The organism is Microcoleus sp. LEGE 07076, assembly GCF_015207455.1.
Classification (GTDB): Bacteria; Cyanobacteriota; Cyanobacteriia; order Cyanobacteriales; family Microcoleaceae; genus Microcoleus.
Genome location: NZ_JADEWV010000005.1, coordinates 1 through 16,392 on the forward strand (window position 1 = coordinate 1; position 16,392 = coordinate 16,392).

General features: G+C 46.1%; 14 protein-coding genes. 10 read left to right on the forward strand and 4 right to left on the reverse strand.

Annotation, left to right across the window (positions count from 1 at the left end):
- Positions 1-294 (forward strand): DUF4436 family protein (locus IQ270_RS01465; protein ID WP_193971268.1); only part of this gene is annotated, 294 nt, incomplete at its 5' end.
- Positions 295-407: 113 nt separating this feature from the next.
- Here the strand turns inward: IQ270_RS01465 and IQ270_RS01470 are convergent.
- Positions 408-1,142, reverse strand: a complete 735-nt coding sequence (locus IQ270_RS01470; protein ID WP_339384190.1) for an SGNH/GDSL hydrolase family protein — start codon at positions 1,140-1,142, stop codon at positions 408-410.
- Positions 1,143-1,259: 117 nt separating this feature from the next.
- On the opposite strand from IQ270_RS01470, the gene IQ270_RS01475 reads away from it, so the two are divergent.
- From IQ270_RS01475 to IQ270_RS01505, 7 genes are all read left to right on the forward strand, one after another.
- Entirely contained in the window at positions 1,260-1,793 is a 534-nt protein-coding gene (locus IQ270_RS01475; RefSeq protein ID WP_193971270.1) for an RDD family protein, read from the forward strand.
- 38 nt (positions 1,794-1,831) lie between these two features.
- The gene (rpmG, locus tag IQ270_RS01480; RefSeq protein WP_015175916.1) at positions 1,832-2,020 is read left to right on the forward strand and encodes a 50S ribosomal protein L33; all 189 of its coding nucleotides are present in this window, start codon (positions 1,832-1,834) and stop codon (positions 2,018-2,020) included.
- A 150-nt stretch (positions 2,021-2,170) separates the two neighbouring features.
- Positions 2,171-2,386: a 30S ribosomal protein S18 gene (rpsR, locus tag IQ270_RS01485; protein WP_006631377.1), complete on the forward strand. Its 216-nt coding sequence runs from the start codon at positions 2,171-2,173 to the stop codon at positions 2,384-2,386.
- 300 nt (positions 2,387-2,686) lie between these two features.
- Entirely contained in the window at positions 2,687-4,693 is a 2,007-nt protein-coding gene (locus IQ270_RS01490) for a ribonuclease R family protein (RefSeq protein ID WP_193971272.1), read from the forward strand.
- 311 nt (positions 4,694-5,004) lie between these two features.
- The gene (locus IQ270_RS01495) at positions 5,005-6,444 is read left to right on the forward strand and encodes a 1-acyl-sn-glycerol-3-phosphate acyltransferase (protein ID WP_193971274.1); all 1,440 of its coding nucleotides are present in this window, start codon (positions 5,005-5,007) and stop codon (positions 6,442-6,444) included.
- A 366-nt stretch (positions 6,445-6,810) separates the two neighbouring features.
- Positions 6,811-7,704 (forward strand): sensor histidine kinase KdpD, encoded by an 894-nt coding sequence (locus IQ270_RS01500; protein ID WP_193971276.1) that lies wholly within the window; start codon positions 6,811-6,813, stop codon positions 7,702-7,704.
- Positions 7,705-7,859: 155 nt separating this feature from the next.
- A complete protein-coding gene (locus IQ270_RS01505) occupies positions 7,860-9,296 on the forward strand; it encodes an IctB family putative bicarbonate transporter (protein ID WP_193971366.1) in 1,437 nt (478 codons plus the stop codon).
- Positions 9,297-9,684: 388 nt separating this feature from the next.
- Here the strand turns inward: IQ270_RS01505 and IQ270_RS31730 are convergent, their stop codons facing one another.
- From IQ270_RS31730 to smpB, 3 genes are all read right to left on the reverse strand, one after another.
- Positions 9,685-9,915 (reverse strand): Osc7112_2153 family protein, encoded by a 231-nt coding sequence (locus IQ270_RS31730; protein ID WP_255532345.1) that lies wholly within the window; start codon positions 9,913-9,915, stop codon positions 9,685-9,687.
- Positions 9,912-10,637: a tetratricopeptide repeat protein gene (locus IQ270_RS01510; protein ID WP_193971278.1), complete on the reverse strand. Its 726-nt coding sequence runs from the start codon at positions 10,635-10,637 to the stop codon at positions 9,912-9,914. Before IQ270_RS01510 ends, IQ270_RS31730 begins: the two co-directional genes overlap by 4 nt.
- A 633-nt stretch (positions 10,638-11,270) precedes the next feature.
- Entirely contained in the window at positions 11,271-11,738 is a 468-nt protein-coding gene (smpB, locus tag IQ270_RS01515) for an SsrA-binding protein SmpB (RefSeq protein WP_193971280.1), read from the reverse strand.
- Positions 11,739-11,861: 123 nt separating this feature from the next.
- On the opposite strand from smpB, the gene xrtO reads away from it, so the two are divergent.
- Both xrtO and IQ270_RS01525 read left to right on the forward strand, forming a co-directional pair.
- Positions 11,862-13,430, forward strand: coding sequence for an exosortase O (gene xrtO, locus IQ270_RS01520; protein ID WP_193971282.1), 1,569 nt, complete (start codon positions 11,862-11,864; stop codon positions 13,428-13,430).
- The gene (locus tag IQ270_RS01525) at positions 13,405-16,350 is read left to right on the forward strand and encodes a TIGR02921 family PEP-CTERM protein (RefSeq protein WP_193971284.1); all 2,946 of its coding nucleotides are present in this window, start codon (positions 13,405-13,407) and stop codon (positions 16,348-16,350) included. Before xrtO ends, IQ270_RS01525 begins: the two co-directional genes overlap by 26 nt.
- Positions 16,351-16,392: the final 42 nt, after the last annotated feature.

Consider the following 16,392-nt stretch of genomic DNA (forward strand, 5'->3'; position numbering starts at 1 on the left):
TTAAAATTCTTTGCTTTAGTAATTATTGTGATTATGTGGGTGCTGTCAATTATGGCACTGTTGCTAGCACTAAAAGTCATGCAATCTGGCAAGTTGCCGGAAGTGGGAATGCTGAGTTGGACTGCTGTGATGCTGTTTGCTTTTCCGGCTATTCGCAATGCTCAGCCGGGGGTGCCGCCAGTGGGAACTGCCAGCGATTTCCTTTCGTTTTTTTGGACTGAAATTATTGTGGTGGTGGCGTTGGTGATTATCGGTAGCTGTTGGTTGAAGCGGTATCATCCGCCAATTGAATGATAACGGGAATTGTTAGCTGTTAACTGTTAACGGTTAGCTGTTAGCTGTTAACGGTTAACAGTCAACAGTTAACCGCTAACTACTGACTACTGACTAATGACTAATGACTAATTTCAATTTTTGACTTCTAAATTCTCAATATCCTTCGCCGGCACTCCCAAACCTCGTAAAATAGTAAAAGCAATTATTCGATACCCAGACGGATTCGGGTGTACGCCATCTGCGGCTAACAAATTCAGAGTTTTTCCGGCGTGTTTTTGATAGGTGCCGATTACTTCCCGAAAAGGGGCATTTATATCGATAAACAAGCAATGATTTTGCAGGGCAATTTCTCGCATCGCGGCCACATATTCTCGCAATCGACGATTTTCTGGACCGTCGAGAATCTCGCGAATTGGAGTAGGAGAAAGCAGCACGACTCGAATTCCGGCGGCTTTGGATGCTAGTACCATTTGGGTTATTTTATCTATATATTCGGCGAGAGATACTCCTGCTGCTAAGTTCCCTTGCGGATTAAATTGCAGGTTTTTGAAGTCGAAGAAGGCGTGCCAAACGTCGTTGACTCCGGCGTTAATGGTGACTAAATCTGGATGTTTGTCGATCGCATCTTTCTGAAAACGCGCTTGCATATCAGTTGCTTTGTTGCCGGAGATGCCGGCGTTGATGACTTCGATTTGGCGATCGGGATAAAGGGCATTCAGGTAGCGTTGCAGCAGCCAAACGTAACCTCCGGGGTATTTCCCGGCTTCGGTGATGCTGTCGCCCACTGTCACAATTTTGCGCTTGCCGGCGAGCAGGTTCTGGATTTCTGGCGGCGGCGTTGCTTGGGATACGGGTTCTGTAAACACGGGAATTAAAGAGTGAGGAATGTTGAAGATTATAACAGCAGCAATTACGGCGAGGGCTAGTCTGATTAAGACTTGCTGTTTCGGGGTTTTGGGACGGGGCGATCGCCCTTTTGGCCCATGAGTTCCGATCTAGTTCCCCTCCTTCCCAAAGTATCGATCGGTCGTCGCGCTGCTGCTTTCTGCATCGATGCGATCGCAGTTTGGCTGCCCAGTTTGCTTCTGGGCAATAATCCGATCGTCCAAACCATCTTTTTTGTTCTGCTGTGGATGATCCTGCGCGTACCCACCGTCAGGAAAAACCAAGGTCAAAGTCTCGGGCGCTGGGCGTTGGACATGAAAATTGCCGATAGCAGATACCAACGGGTTCCCGGAGTGCAAGAACTCTGCAAGCGCGAGGGATTGCTGGGCATTTGCGCCGCCCTAGCCTTCGCAGGGGTTGGGGGACTGACATCTACCAACGCCGCCGTCTTGCTGTTGATGCTGCCGCTGGCGATCGACTGCTGCATGGCCTTCGTTGACACCGCCCGGTTTCCTCAAGCTTTCCACGATCGACTCGGTAAGACGATCGTCATCGGAACCAAGCGCGGCTACTCCCTCGACATCAAAGTTAGAAGATTGCTTGACCAAGTGCAGACCAATGTGAGAAGATAACAAATTGTGTTTAAATTAGTCGAAATTTATTTAGAATTATGGCTAAAGGCGTCCGGATCATAATTACTCTAGAGTGTACTGAGTGCCGAACAAACGCGAGCAAACGCTCGAAAGGCGTGTCTCGGTACACCACCACCAAGAACCGTCGCAACACGACGGCGCGGCTCGAACTCAAAAAGTTCTGCCCCCACTGCAACAAGCACACTGCCCACAAAGAGATCAAGTAGTCATTAGTCATTAGTCATTTGTTATTTGTTATTTGTTATTTGTTATTTGTGATGAGCTACCAATAACCAATAACCAATAACCAGTAACCAATGCCCTGTTTGGCCAATGCCCTGTTTGGCCAATGCCCAACTACCAATTACCAAAGAACCATGACTTACTTTCGCCGGCGCGTTTCGCCAATCAAACCAGGAGACCCGATCGACTATAAAGATGTCGATTTGCTCAAAAAATACGTCACAGAACGCGGTAAAATCTTGCCCCGCCGGATTACCGGTTTGACGGCAAAACAACAGCGCGACCTGACTCGCAGCATCAAAAGAGCAAGAATTGTAGCTTTGATGCCCTTCGTAAACCAAGAAGGCTAACTGGATTTTGGATTTTAGATTTTAGATTTTGGACAAAAATAGGACTTACGCGAAAACAACGTCTTTTTGTGGCAAGCGATGGTAGCTAATAACTCGCAATATTTGGTATTGAGTCGCTGGTGCGTAAGTCTTAATCAAAGTCTAAAAAGTTAAAAATTAAAGCACAAAAAGCACAACTTTTTAGATGTAAGTTTTAACAATAGATGTCAAAAATGTAAACATCCAAAATCTAAAATCCCCCGATCGCAAGCAGAAAAATAGCGGTAAAAGTTTCCAATATAAAAATTAAACAACTGGCAAGTGGAGAAGGGAACATTAGTAGAATTTAGAGTGCACGGCGACCGCCGTCTGGCAGTTGCCGATCGCCCCGACGGCAAGAAAAACTGGGTAGTGGTAGACGAAAACGGTCAACCGCACAGCATACCGCCCAAACAAATTAGCTACGAAACAGCCGGAGAAACTTACAAACCCTCCGACATTTCCAAATTTCTTAAAGAAGTAGAAGCTTACTCAGATCCGTCAAGCCTAGAAGTAGCTTGGGAACTTCTAGTGGATGACGGAGAAAATACAGATCCAGAAGCCCTAGCGATGCTGCTATTTTCCGATCGCACTCCGGCGCAATGTTATGCAGCTTATTGTTTGCTGTCAACAGACAAACTGTATTTCAAGCAAAAGGGCGATCGCTACGAACCGCGATCGGCCGCCCAAGTAGCAGAAATCAAACACCAGCAAGAAGTAGAACAGCACCGACACCAAGAATCTCAAGGATTTTGGGATCGAGTCAAACAGCGGCTGGCTGGGGAAAAGGTAGATTGGGCAACTAGCGATCGAACTCGCCTCGACGCCCTAGAACGCTTTTCCCTCCTCGGAGAAGAAGCAACGCACCGCACCCCGGCATTAGAAACTTTAGCCAGCTTAGAACGTTCCGAAAACCCCGAAGCAGCATTTCAACTCCTAGTCGATCTCGGCCTGTGGAGTACCCACGAAAACCTGTTTTTGCGGCGCAGCCAAATTCCCCTACAATTCTCCGCAAAGGTATTAGAAGTGGCCCAAAGCTGTCTAGAAAATCCCCCAACCGACTCGGACACAAATCGTCTAGATTTAACTCACCTCAAGGTTTACACGATCGACGACGAAAGCACCACCGAAATCGACGACGGCCTCAGCTTAGAATTTCTCGAAAACGGCCAACAGCGACTGTGGATACACATCGCCGATCCCACCCGCTTGCTTTCCCCGGGAGACGAACTCGACCTCGAAGCCAGAAAGCGCACGACTACAGTTTATCTGCCCACGGGCATGATCCCGATGTTTCCCCCAGCATTGGCAACCGGGCCGATGAGTTTAATTCAAGGTAAAGAGTGCAGCGCCCTCAGCTTTAGTGTCACCCTAGACGAAACCGGCGCAGCTTGCGATTACAGCATTCAGATCAGCAAGATCGAACCAACCTACCGCTTAACCTACGATGATGTAGACGAAATGCTGGAGTTGGGAATCGAAGCAGAACCGGAAATCGAGGCGATCGCCTCTGCTGCAAAACTGCGACAAAAATGGCGCGAAGCCCAAGGCGCAATCAACATTTTCATGCCCGAATCCGTCATCAAAGTCAGCGGCGACGACATCAACATCCACGTCATCGACAACTCCACAGCCCGGATGCTTGTAGCCGAAATGATGATTTTAGCCGGCGAACTAGCCGCCCGCTACGGTCAAACTCACAGCGTACCAATTCCCTACCGCTATCAGCCCCAGCCCGAACTCCCCCCAGAGGAAGAACTGCTGGCCGTACCCGCAGGCCCCGCCCGCGCTTGCGCCGTGCGCCGCTGTATGCCCCGCAGCGAAATGGGTCTGACTCCCGGACGGCACGCAGGCTTGGGTTTGGAACTGTACACTCAAGTTACCTCTCCTATCCGCCGCTATACCGACTTGCTGACTCACTTCCAAATCAAAGCGCACCTGCGGGGCGAACCGCTACCTTTTTGTGCCCAAGAAATACAGGATATTGTGATGTGTCTCGGTACCGCAGTCAGAGAAGCCTCTACCGTCGAACGCCAAACTAACCGCTATTGGGGATTGGAATATTTGCGGCGCAACCCGGATGCAGTTTGGGAAGCTTTGATGCTGCGCTGGTTGAGGGAAGACAGCAATCTCGGATTGATTTTGTTGGAAGAGTTGGGTTTAGAATTGGCGATGCGATTTGGTCGATCGGTCGAAATTGGCGATCGGCTAGAAGTCAAAGTCACACACTGCGATCCGCGATCGGACGTGATTAACTTCCAAGAAATGATTTTTGAAGCGGCACAATAGGATTTGAGAATTGAGAATTGAGATTTTGGATTGCCAAAATCTTAGCCAGAGGAGTTATGCGCTGGTGGCGATCGAGCAATAAGCTTAAGTTAGCAATCTCATTGAAGTGGGTTTTGTTTCTCTAGGGGCGGTTGCAAGCGCCGTCTTATATCATGTCGAGTCGATTACCATCACAGAAACCGTTGGTTCGCGCCTGCGGACTTGAGTCGGCTCTCCTGCTCCGGACTAAAGTCCGCACGCGCGAACAAATCTGATTGCGGTCAATCGATCGCACAGGACCTTAACTCAAATCTCAAATTTAAAATCACAAAATGGCCAACTCAATTCACCAAGTTCAGCCGCCCCTAGAATTCATACCCCCAGCCTACAACCCCCTAGTCGTCCGGGGCACTCAGCAAATACTCCCCTGCTGGCTGCGATTTCGGACGAATATCAGCCACATTCAAGCCGAAAACGTCGAAACCCTCGCCGAACTATTTCACCAATTTCAAAATCAAAAGGTTCGCTTCCTGCTGGCCTTCCGCCACCCCAACTCAGACGATCCCTACTGTTTGGGACAGCTAATTTGGAAACTCGTTCCGCAAGCTGCGCGACAAAAAGGCATTCCCCTGCAATTCCCCGTACATTCCCACTTTATTTACGATCGCGGCATTCCCCTCTGGGCCGGTGCGGGAGTCGGTTGGCTGTATTCTCGACTCGGTGGAACTCCGATCGTTCGCGGCAAGATCGATCGCGCCGGATTGCGATCGGCCCGCGATTTATTTACCAACAGCCAATTCCCGATCGCCGCCGCCCCAGAAGGTGCCACCAACGGTCACAATGAAATAGTTAGCCCCCTGGAACCAGGAATCGCTCAAATGGGCTTTTGGTGCGTTGAAGATTTGCTCAAAGCCGGACGAACAGAAAAAGTTTTAATTGTGCCGATCGGCATTCAATACAGCTATGTCAACCCACCTTGGCAATCCCTAGAAAAACTTTTAACTCAATTAGAAATAGATTGCGGACTGACCGCCTTAGAACGCACCGATATCGCCAATTTAGACGCAGAAAATTCTGCTGAAACCGACCAAAATCAAAAATTTCAATATCTGCGGCTGATTCGACTGGGCAGCCATTTACTGTCAGTAATGGAAGAGTTTTACACCCGTTTTTATCATGTAAGCTTACAATCAAAAATATTAGATTCAACAGTATTATCGCAGCCTGAAACAACAGGAAACTATCCAGACAATCAAGCGATGATAGCTCGACTAACCGCACTGTTAGACGCGGCTTTGCAAGTAGCAGAACAATACTTTAACTTAAAGCCCAAAGGTAGTTTGATAGACCGCTGCCGCCGTCTGGAACAAGCAGGCTGGGACTATATTTATCGAGAAGATATCAAAGATATTGCAACACTTTGTCCCTTAGAAAGAGGATTGGCCGATCGCCTCGCAGAAGAAGCAAGTCTGCGGATGTGGCACATGAGACTTGTCGAAAGTTTCGTCTCCGTCACCGGCAGGTACGTCCAAGAAAAGCTGACTGCAGAACGTTTGGCAGAAACAACTTTACTGCTGTGGGACGTACTGACTCGCATCAAAAGGGGAAATCCTTTCGGGCGACCTTCTTTGGGCAAACAGCAGGTGCAAATGACCGTGGGCGAACCGATATCAGTGGGCGATCGCTGGCAGGCCTATCAAAAGGGCCGCAGGTTAGCAGTTGCCGAACTCACTCAAGATTTGCAATCAGCTTTAGAAGCAATGATTAATTAGTTATTTGTTATTTGTTATTTGTTATTTGTTATTTGTTATTTGTTATTTGTTATTTGTTGTTTGTTATTTGTTATTTGTTGTTTGTTGTTTGTTGTTTGTTGTTTGTTATTTGTTATTTGTTATTTGTTATTTGTATTGGTGGCAACTGGCAACTGACAACTGGCAACTGACAACTGACAACTGATATAGTGGACGGTTGCATCGGAATCATAAAATCGAGTCAACAGTCAACAGTCAACAGTTAACCGTCATCAGTCATTAATTAACTAAAGTCTGTAACTGCCAATAAGTTGTTATAGACCTGAGAAAGAGGTATAATGAACCACTAAAAATCAACGAGCCATAATAAAACTACAAAAATCACCGATGAATAACCAACCGATTGATTTGTTTACTAACTCAATCAAGGTCAAACTACTGAATCATTTAGCACAGGAATTACTCACCCCGCTCACTTCTGTCATCGGCATGGCGAGCGTGTTGAACCAAGAAATTTACGGCCCATTGACGAGCAAGCAAAAAGAATATATCGACGTGATCCAAGACAGCAGCCAGTCTTTGCGATCGCTAGTTGAAGAAATTTTGGAACTCGCAGAACTCGATGAATCCGCTTTCACCTTGAAGCGAGTCGCAGTCGATATAGAAGGTTTATGTCAGCAAGTTGTCACAACCCTGTCGCCGGCGGCAACTAGGCGAGAGCAAGAAATTAATTTGTCGATCGGGCCCGGGCCGCGCATCTGGTTGGCCGATAAGGATAAAGTTCAGCAAATGCTGCACCACTTAATTTTTAGCATTATTCAATCCGCTGGGGCAGGCAGCGTGATTCGAGTCCACGTTTCTCGGAAAGAAAATGGTATCAACATCGGAGTTTGGGTTTTTCATCCTTGGTTGGGAGAAACTTTGCCCCATGCTACACTCTACTCCGACTACTTGTTGAAGGTGGGAGCCGATAGCGGTTCGCGATCGAACTCCGAAACCTGTCCCCCACAAGTCGAACCGCAACTCGCGCCACAGACACAGGGTGTTCGGCGATTAACGCTGGCGTTTTCTGAGTTGGCGACTTTGGTGGCCGAGAATGCTGCCGATACCGCACCGGTGCTAGCTGGTTACGGGGCCAGAGAACGGTTGGGGCTGCTGCTTTGCTGCCAGTTGGTGGAAATTCAAGGCGGCCAACTCTCGATTCAAGGCACCCCGGAATCTGGATATCGCTACGTGCTCTGGCTCCCCTGCACCAATGCTACGGATTTGTTGGAAGGATGAAGTCAGTTTGTAGTTGTTAGTTGGCAGTTGTTAGTTGTTAGTTGTTAGTTGTTAGTTGTTAGTTGGCAACAGTCAACAGTCAACAGTTAACAGTTAACAGTTAACAATTCCCTAATGACTAATGACTAATGACTAATTACAAATCTAAAATAAAAATGAATTCAGTTTGGCAACAGTTAACTCTGGCAAATTTGCCGCTCTCTCAGTGGCAAAGTGGCAGTTATTTATTGAATTTGGCGATCGGCAATGCGCGGAATTGGCGGCAGAGTAGCTGGCTCATGCAGTGGGCAGAACCCCTGGGTTTTGTCTTGCTGACCTTGACGTTCAGTATGGGCCCGTTTGTGAACAATGCCTTGGTGGGGGTGTTGATGGCGGCTGGTGCTGCATTTTGGGTGCTGCTGACTGTTTCTGACGATCGCGCGATCGCCCTCACACCCATTCACTTGCTGGTACTTTTGTACTGGGGCATTGCTACCGTCGCCACCGCCATGTCGCCGGTGAAAGTCGCCGCTTTTATCGGTTGGAGCAAACTCACCCTGTATTTGCTATTTTTTGCGCTAATGGCGCGGATCTTGCGAGATTCCCGGTGGCGATCCTGGTTAATTGCAGTATATTTAAATGTCGCTCTAGTGGTCAGTTTCTACGGCGTGCGGCAGTGGATCGATAAAGTGCCGCCATTAGCTACTTGGAACGATCCGACATCAACTCAAGCTGATGTCACGCGAGTTTACAGCTTTTTGGGCAACCCAAACTTGCTCGGTTCCTATTTGCTGCCAGCAATTGCCTTGAGCGCCGCCGCACTTTTTGTGTGGAAAGGATGGGGAACAAAACTTTTAGCCCTGACAATGCTGGTGGTGAATTGCGCGTGCTTGCGCTACACCGACAGCCGGGGTGCTTGGATCGGTTTTGTGGCTCTGCTTGTTGTGTTTTTAGTGCTGCTTTGGTACTGGTACAACCCTTCGATGCCTCGGTTCTGGCGCACTTGGGCGCTGCCGTTAGGGTTGGGAGGTTTGGCTGGTGCCTTAATTTTAGGAGTGCTTTTGGTGGCACCATTGCGCGATCGAGTTTCGAGTATGTTTGTCGGCCGCGGCGACAGCAGCAACAATTTTCGGATTAATGTTTGGACGGCGGTGATTGACATGATTCGCGATCGGCCAATTCTCGGAATTGGCCCCGGCAACACTGCCTTTAATAAAGTTTATCCGCTTTATATGAAGCCGAAATTCACTGCTTTGAGCGCTTATTCCGTGCTGCTCGAAATTGCCGTCGAAACTGGCTTTATCGGTTTAATGTGTTTCCTGTGGCTGCTGACAGTCACCGTCAATCAAGGTTTGTTGCAGATCAAAAAATTGCGCGACGCGCAATTTAATATCTCTAATTTAGAGCAAGAATCTCCCAATCTAAAATCGAATCAGGGGTTTTGGCTGATTGGGGCGATCGCCACTTTAACCGGCATGATGGCCCACGGTTTTGTCGATACCGTTTGGTACAGACCAGAAGTTAATATGCTCTGGTGGTTAATGGTGGCGATTATTGCTAGTTTTTACAGCAACCGGCAGCAGGAAGATTCAGCTTTGACCGAAAGCGAGTAGACACAAATGCTGGCAGAGAGCATCTGATACCAAATCCGGCCAATACTAATTTCATAAAATAGTGCTACAAATATGAGTTCTGCTTTACAAAGTCCTATACATAAAACAGACACATTAACTGTAGCACTATTTTATGAAATTGGTATAGATATCGGTTCTCAAGCGTGGTGAGGATAGCCCTATGCCCTATGCCCTATGCCGGATAGTACCTCATATGAGATCACAGAAAGGCTATATATCAATCACCCGATAGCCAAGAGAGCCGATAAACGCAGCCACGATCGACAGTAAGGTGCGCCCCGCGCACCTACATAAAACTACTACATACTACATACCTGCAAATGTAAAGTGCTCGTGTCACACCTACAAAATTCCTTGAAAATAACTATTATTCTTCGCTCTGCGAAGGCATGACGAATCTCGGACACGGATAATTTCCACCATCTCTATCTCTGCAACGGCGCCACGTTGACTGATTCGAGTTGAACGGCGTTTCGACTGATTCACTAACTGTAAATTTAACAGTCGCAGGAGTAGGCTGTGCTCTTGAGGCTTGACTTAGCTCCAGTACCGTAATGATTGCCAGTATGGTTGATGACAGCAAAACTGTGCGTTTCATTTATTTGTTTTTTCCTCTTTTAATCGTTGACGTGCCATTCCTATCCATATATCCTCATCGAATTCTTGGGAATCCGCATACTTTAGACAAATTTTCCACTGCGGTAGCGCTTCCTTCGTTTTTTTCATCCCTTCCAGAACTTGCGCTTTCAGACAATAAGTTGCAGGTCTTTCACTATCAAGCTTAATCGCTGCATCCAGATGTTGCAATGCCTCTGAATATCGACCCTGTTTCAGCCGAGCCCATCCCAAGTTTTTTAGTAAAGAATATTTAACTCGATCGTCCTCAGCTAATTTCAAACCTTGCCACAGCAAGTGAACCGCAGCAGCATAGTTTTTCTTATCAAGAATATATAATCTCGCCAGATTGCTGTAAGCAGCAGGCAGACCGAGTTTGGCAGCTTGCAGATATTTTCCTCGGGCACATTCTAAATCTTGCACCTCCTCGCAAAGCCATCCCAAATTGTAAAGAGCTGTGCGGCTTTTGGGATCCACCGCGAGCGCCAACTCATAAGCTTGTTGAGTATCAGCCAATCGATTGGCTTTGTAATTTTCCAAGCCTTTATTGTTAAATATTGATGCGAGTTCCGGCAACCCAAATTGCCAGCCAGCAAAACCTACTGTTAGGATGAGCAGGAAGCTCGCCCACTTCGACTGGCGATACTTTTTTTCTGGCTCTTTCATGACCTGAAAAATGTTAGCTAATGGTGTCGTTTTTGGCATTTTTTTACTCTTAGTTAATTCATACTTTGTTTGCCATATTCAATTGCCACCTTCATGGACATCATCATCTTACGAATTGACTCAGGCTTAAACCCATTTCTCATAAGAACAGACAACTCCACAGCCGAATGCTTGCGTAATGCTGCGACTACCTAGATGTATTCGAGCATAGGTTGATTCTTCAGGGGACTCCAGAAGCTATCCGGATATTTTCAGAACAAAGTCACAACCAAGCCCGAAGCCCTAAGCCTGAAAGGAAAAAGAGCCTTGACCGCTACGGATGTTGTGAGTAATAATACTTAGTTGTGGGGCGATCGACAATAGACTTATTGCATAAATCTTCCATAGATGGCAAAACCGCAGATGTATTTCAATAACATAAACAGAATAAATAGCAATTCAAGTCTAATGATTAATCACTAATCGCTAGACTTGAGTTGAATTCAAATCAAACGCAGATAACATTGAATTATCTGCGTCCATCAGTGTTTATCTGCCTGAAATCTGCGGTTAACAGAGCGAATATTTATGAAACTCAAGTCTACTAATTACTAACAGACATAAATAATAACTGATGTGGATCAAAGTCGAAAAGCCTGTTTTTGACAGGCTTTGAGAAGATTCGTCCAATCATTAAAATTGCTTGATCGCCCGTTCCATATCCCGCTTGTCTTCCCGTTTCTTCAAATCTTCGCGCTTGTCGTAAAGTTTTTTGCCTTTACCCAAACCGATATCAAGTTTCACCCAGCCGCCTTTCAAATACATTTTTAACGGCACTAAAGTCAAACCTTTTTCTTCCACTTTGCCGATTAGTTTACGGATTTCTTGCTTGTGCATCAACAATTTGCGGGTGCGGCGCGGCTCGTGATTAAAATAGTTGCTAGCACTTCTCCAAGGCGAAATATGAACGTTGATCAGCCACAGTTCGCCATTCCTAACTAAGCCATATCCGTCTCGCAAATTCGCTTTTCCTTCCCGAATAGATTTAACTTCCGTTCCCTTCAACTCGATGCCCACCTGATATGTCTCTATAATTTCATAGAGATGGCGCGCTTGTCGGTTATCGCTAACAATTTTGTATCCCGGGCTTTTTTCGCTCATTTTTACCTCCGCTAAAATCATTATAACGCTAGCTTCTCTGTAGATAAAATAAAAGCTTCACAAAACTTAAATTACAGGTCTCGGCATTACCCATGTTGCTGAGCTAAGATGTCACCAACGTGAATGTCAAGCGGTATCATGCAGCGCACCAATATTCCAGATTCTAGAATTCCCGAATCTGTTACTCCTTATCCTGCGGTTAATTTGGTTTGGCTAGCTCCTTCTTTACTGTCGCTGACTTGGTTTTTTGCCAATATCTCTGCCGTTAAGTGGCTGTTATCCTCGTTTGTTGAGATATCGACACTGTACAAGATAGTAATTGGTGTTCTGATTGTAGCATTAGTAGTGCGATCGCTCAGAAATGGATCTCGCCCGCCCGCATTTTCGCCAAAATTCGTTTTGAGGCGCTATCCGCTGCTGTTAATGTTGGGTGCGAATGTTTGCTCGATCGTCCTTGGGTGCATAATTGATATCAAACAAATTACAATCCTACTATTTGTCCTCGCAACCTACGGGCTATGCGGCTTGTTGGTAGAGCCAAACTTTTGGCGAAAAAACTTGCCAATCGCCGGACTCCTAGCTTGTATCTTACCATTCAGCACTCAGCTTAATAACGGATTGGGTTTGCCGACGCGAGCGATGACAGCTCAAGTAGTAGAAAAATTGCTTTCGGCTTTCCAAATCGGGGCAATTTCTTCCTACGATATCATCGTCTTAGAAAACGGCATCGCTCAGGTAGACGTACCTTGCAGCGGCATTAAAACCCTCTTAGTAGGGACGCTATTTTTACTAACTGCTACCTGGTTAGAAAGCCGTCAATTAAGTTTTAAATGGTTAGCAGTATGCGCCGTCAACTTCATAATGTTAGTTTCTGCTAACGCTTTGCGAGTTGCCGTATTAGTGCTAGTTGCCCAAGTTTTTCAGCAGCCAATTTATGCCGAAATTCTGCACGTTCCCCTGGGAATAGTCGGTTTAGTTGGCGCTTGTTTCTTGAGTTGGTTGATGCTCCAAAAAATACCAAAAATTTCGGAACCCAAGCAAATTAATTTTGACTCCCAATCGGATACAGAAATACTCAAAAATCAACCTGTACTAAAACTCGGATTAATTGCCGCAGTAGTTGTTTTGGGAGCAATTTCCCAATTGTATCATGTAGACAGCGAAAAAGTAGCGATCGCCCCACTCAAATTTCCCGAACAAATCGTATCCGAAGCAATCCCCCTGAATCCCAGCGAACAAAAATTCTTCGGCAATTACCCAGACACCAAAACAGAAAAACATAGATTTATCTCCGGTAACTTGCGCGGTTCCATGCTCGCAGTAGCCAGCACATCCTGGCAGACTTACCACGCACCAGAACTTTGTTTTATAGCCAGCGGCATCCCCGTCAATCGAATAGAAAGAAAACAGCTAACTCCTGCTATCGCAGCCCGCTGGCTATCTGTAAAAGACAACCAACTATCTGCAACCTACTGGCTGCAATCCTCCCAGCAAACAACCGATAACTTCTTAGCGCGCATCCGCAGCGACATCACCCAAAAAAATCACACTTGGGTGTTAGTTTCCATTCTTTTTGACAATTCCGTAAACCCCGAAAGTTACGAAATCCAAAATTTTGCTAAAAACGTACACGACACCGTTAATTATAGCTTAAAAACAGCAAGCAATGAAAAAATTAAAGCAGGCACTTAACATCATTTTTCAGTCAATTTTTTGGCTGTGGAACCTGACATTTTTGTCAATAGTTTATCTAGGAATTTTGCCCTATCTGGCAATCCCGTTAATCCAAGCCACAGTAGACGGAATTATCCCCCTGGAATTTGCCTTAACCCTAACAGCACTGATAGCAGTACCTACAGTATTTACAATCATCGGATTCAAGCGTTTTCGCAAGCAACCCTTGCAGCTAATGCGCCTGTTTTACGGCGTAGAAGCGCCCTTATTTTTGCTCTGCTTAATAAGGCTGTTTTTGCTGCGCGAACTGACTCCACCTAGCTCTCAAATTATTGGGACAATAATCTTCTGTATCGCAGGCTTTTTAGTAGAACTACTGTACGGATATTTGGGGAAAAAAGAAAATATTCGAGATAGTTCAATATCTCAAGTTACGCAGGCGCAAACAGAAAATGGTTTGTTTGACGACAATACTTCCGTACAGTCAAAAACTGTAGATAATTCCTATCAAGATGCTTCGACAAAACAGCATCCCGTGACTGGATTGATCAGAAAAAAACAAAGTGCCTGGATACAGTTAGGAGTTCACAGTTTAATGCTGCTAGTTGGCACTTGGGCAGCAACTTTACTGATGTTTTACGCTGTACCTGTCGCAATTGTTAGTATAGCTGGATTTTTTAGTTTTACTTGGGTGACACCGCTGATTGAATCTTTCAAGTACAGTTCATTTGAAATAATTTGGTGGCTGCCATTATCTGTAATTTTATTTGGTTTTACCTCCAGCTTATTCGTGGTAATGCCTTCGCTTTACGGCTTTTTATACATCCAATCAGGACGCAAAATATTAAATAGTTTTGCTTCGCAATACGGAAAAAAGCAAGCAATCGCGGGCAGCTTGGGAGTGATAGCAGCTTGGCTGGCTATTTTCGCAGCTTTGCAGCAGCAACCTCAAATTCAAGCACTGAAACTGCTGGAGACTCCCGCAGCTAATGAGACGGCGCGCCAAACTTTATTAGCGAAGTCTGATAAAATTCGATCGGGCTTAGTTAACGCTTATTTGTCTCCTTACCGCTACATCAGCACTGTGGGAGAAAATAACCACATTTTCGCGATGTACAAATCTACTTTGAATTTGCCTGACGGAGCAGCTCAAAGCGTGCAAGACGGCTATAATTTTTTAATGTCGCCGTTTTTGTATCAAGGCTTGAGTTCTGATGTTAATAAAGCTGAAAAACTCTACGGCGAATTCTTCGATACGGAACTCCAAAAAGGTGACAAAGAAGCAGTAAAGCACGCGGTACAGTCAACCTCAAACCGCGAAGAAGCTAAAGCAGGTTTGCTGAATGTCAATCAGGAAAAAGTATGGTTGGATTCCCAAGAAGTTACAGTCAAAGAAAACGGCGATTGGGCTGACGTTCAACTCTACGAAGTTTACAAAAATCAAACGCCGAACTTGCAAGAAGTATTCTACTACTTTTCGCTGCCGGAAAGCGCCGCAGTTACAGGAATTTGGCTGGGAGATACTGGGGATTTGCAAAAGCGTTTTGCTTTTACTGTGTCGCCTAGAGGTGCGGCACAACAAGTTTACAACCAGCAGGTAGTAGAAAGGGTAGATCCGGCTTTGCTCGAACAAATTGGCCCGAAACAATACCGCTTGCGAGCTTTTCCAATTCCGGCTAAACGAGAGTTTGGGACTACTAATGGGCCAACGGAAATGCACCTGTGGCTGACTTACAAAGTGATGCGACAAGCACAGGGTTGGGCGATGCCGAGTTTAGCGGAAAAACGAAACATTTATTGGGATGGAAATACTCGCCGCACTATTGCGGGAAAACAGGTGAATTACAATGGGAAAGAGGCAAAAGAAACTTGGCTTCCAGCGTTTGTACCCGCAGTTGCACAGCCCAAAATAATACGGCATCTAGCTAAGTTCCAGGGAGGAAATAGTATTTTGGCTCAGCCCCTGATTGATATAAATTACTTTTTGCCACAAGTAAAAAGATTGGCCTTGGTGCTGGATACTTCTCGGAGCATGGCGGCGGAAACTAAAGAACTCAAGGAGACTTTTGACTGGTTAAAAAAGAATAGTTTAGCCACAAACAATGTGGATTTATATGTGTCGAGTGCGGCGGGTGTGCCGCCGAAGTTGGTGGAAAATTTACGCAGTTTAGATGTGGAAAAGTTGACGTTTTACGGTACAATCCAACTTAAGGATATTCTGCAACAGTTTGCACAGTTGCGCGCCGATCGCACTTATGATACTGTATTCTTGGTGAGCGATCGCCACAGTTACGAGTTATCGGACGATCGCAAAACCAGCGTTTCGCTAGCTGCACCTTTATGGACTGTGCATTTAGGAGGTTTGCCCCCTGGCTATGACGACGCTACTTTAAAGGTGATTCAAGATAGCGGCGGCGGAGTTTCTACTGATATCAAAGAGGCGATGCAGCGAGTGGCGACGAAGGCAGCGTCGGGGAAATCTGTAGTTAGTGTTGTTGATGGTTATGCTTGGAGTTATACCAAAACTCCGAAGGCGGCGACAGCAGTTCCAAAAATAACTAATGATGAAAATGAAGGTTTTAAACCGATAGCGGCGCGGCAGTTGATAACCGCACTTAGCAAGCAGAAAAGTTCCAATCAATTGACTCAATTGGATGCGATGCACTCGCTGGCTAAAAATTTTAAAATCGTCACGCCTTATTCTTCAATGATTGTGTTGATTAATGACGCGCAAAGGGCGCAGCTAAAGGCGGCGGAAGGTAAAAACGATCGATTTGAACGCGAGGTAGAATCGGGTAAGGAGGAGTTGACGAAACCGAGCAATCCTTTGAATGTTTCGGGGGTTCCCGAACCGGAAGAATGGCTGCTTTTGGGGTTTGGTGCGATCGGGCTTTTGGCGATTTTCCTCCGCCAGCGGCGATCGAAAACGGTAGTTTGAAAGATGGTTCGGCGGTTGAAACCTGTTGACCTCAAATTCGTA

Excerpts from the sequence above, each read along its gene's own strand:
- IQ270_RS01475 (WP_193971270.1), top strand. The coding sequence starts at position 1,260 with ATGAGTTCCGATCTAGTTCCCCTCCTTCCCAAAGTATCGATCGGTCGT.
- rpmG (WP_015175916.1), top strand. The coding sequence starts at position 1,832 with ATGGCTAAAGGCGTCCGGATCATAATTACTCTAGAGTGTACTGAGTGC.
- rpsR (WP_006631377.1), top strand. The coding sequence starts at position 2,171 with ATGACTTACTTTCGCCGGCGCGTTTCGCCAATCAAACCAGGAGACCCG.
- IQ270_RS01495 (WP_193971274.1), top strand. The coding sequence starts at position 5,005 with ATGGCCAACTCAATTCACCAAGTTCAGCCGCCCCTAGAATTCATACCC.
- IQ270_RS01500 (WP_193971276.1), top strand. The coding sequence starts at position 6,811 with ATGAATAACCAACCGATTGATTTGTTTACTAACTCAATCAAGGTCAAA.
- IQ270_RS01505 (WP_193971366.1), top strand. The coding sequence starts at position 7,860 with ATGAATTCAGTTTGGCAACAGTTAACTCTGGCAAATTTGCCGCTCTCT.
- IQ270_RS31730 (WP_255532345.1), bottom strand. The coding sequence starts at position 9,915 with ATGAAACGCACAGTTTTGCTGTCATCAACCATACTGGCAATCATTACG.
- IQ270_RS01510 (WP_193971278.1), bottom strand. The coding sequence starts at position 10,637 with ATGCCAAAAACGACACCATTAGCTAACATTTTTCAGGTCATGAAAGAG.
- smpB (WP_193971280.1), bottom strand. The coding sequence starts at position 11,738 with ATGAGCGAAAAAAGCCCGGGATACAAAATTGTTAGCGATAACCGACAA.
- xrtO (WP_193971282.1), top strand. The coding sequence starts at position 11,862 with ATGTCAAGCGGTATCATGCAGCGCACCAATATTCCAGATTCTAGAATT.
- IQ270_RS01525 (WP_193971284.1), top strand. The coding sequence starts at position 13,405 with ATGAAAAAATTAAAGCAGGCACTTAACATCATTTTTCAGTCAATTTTT.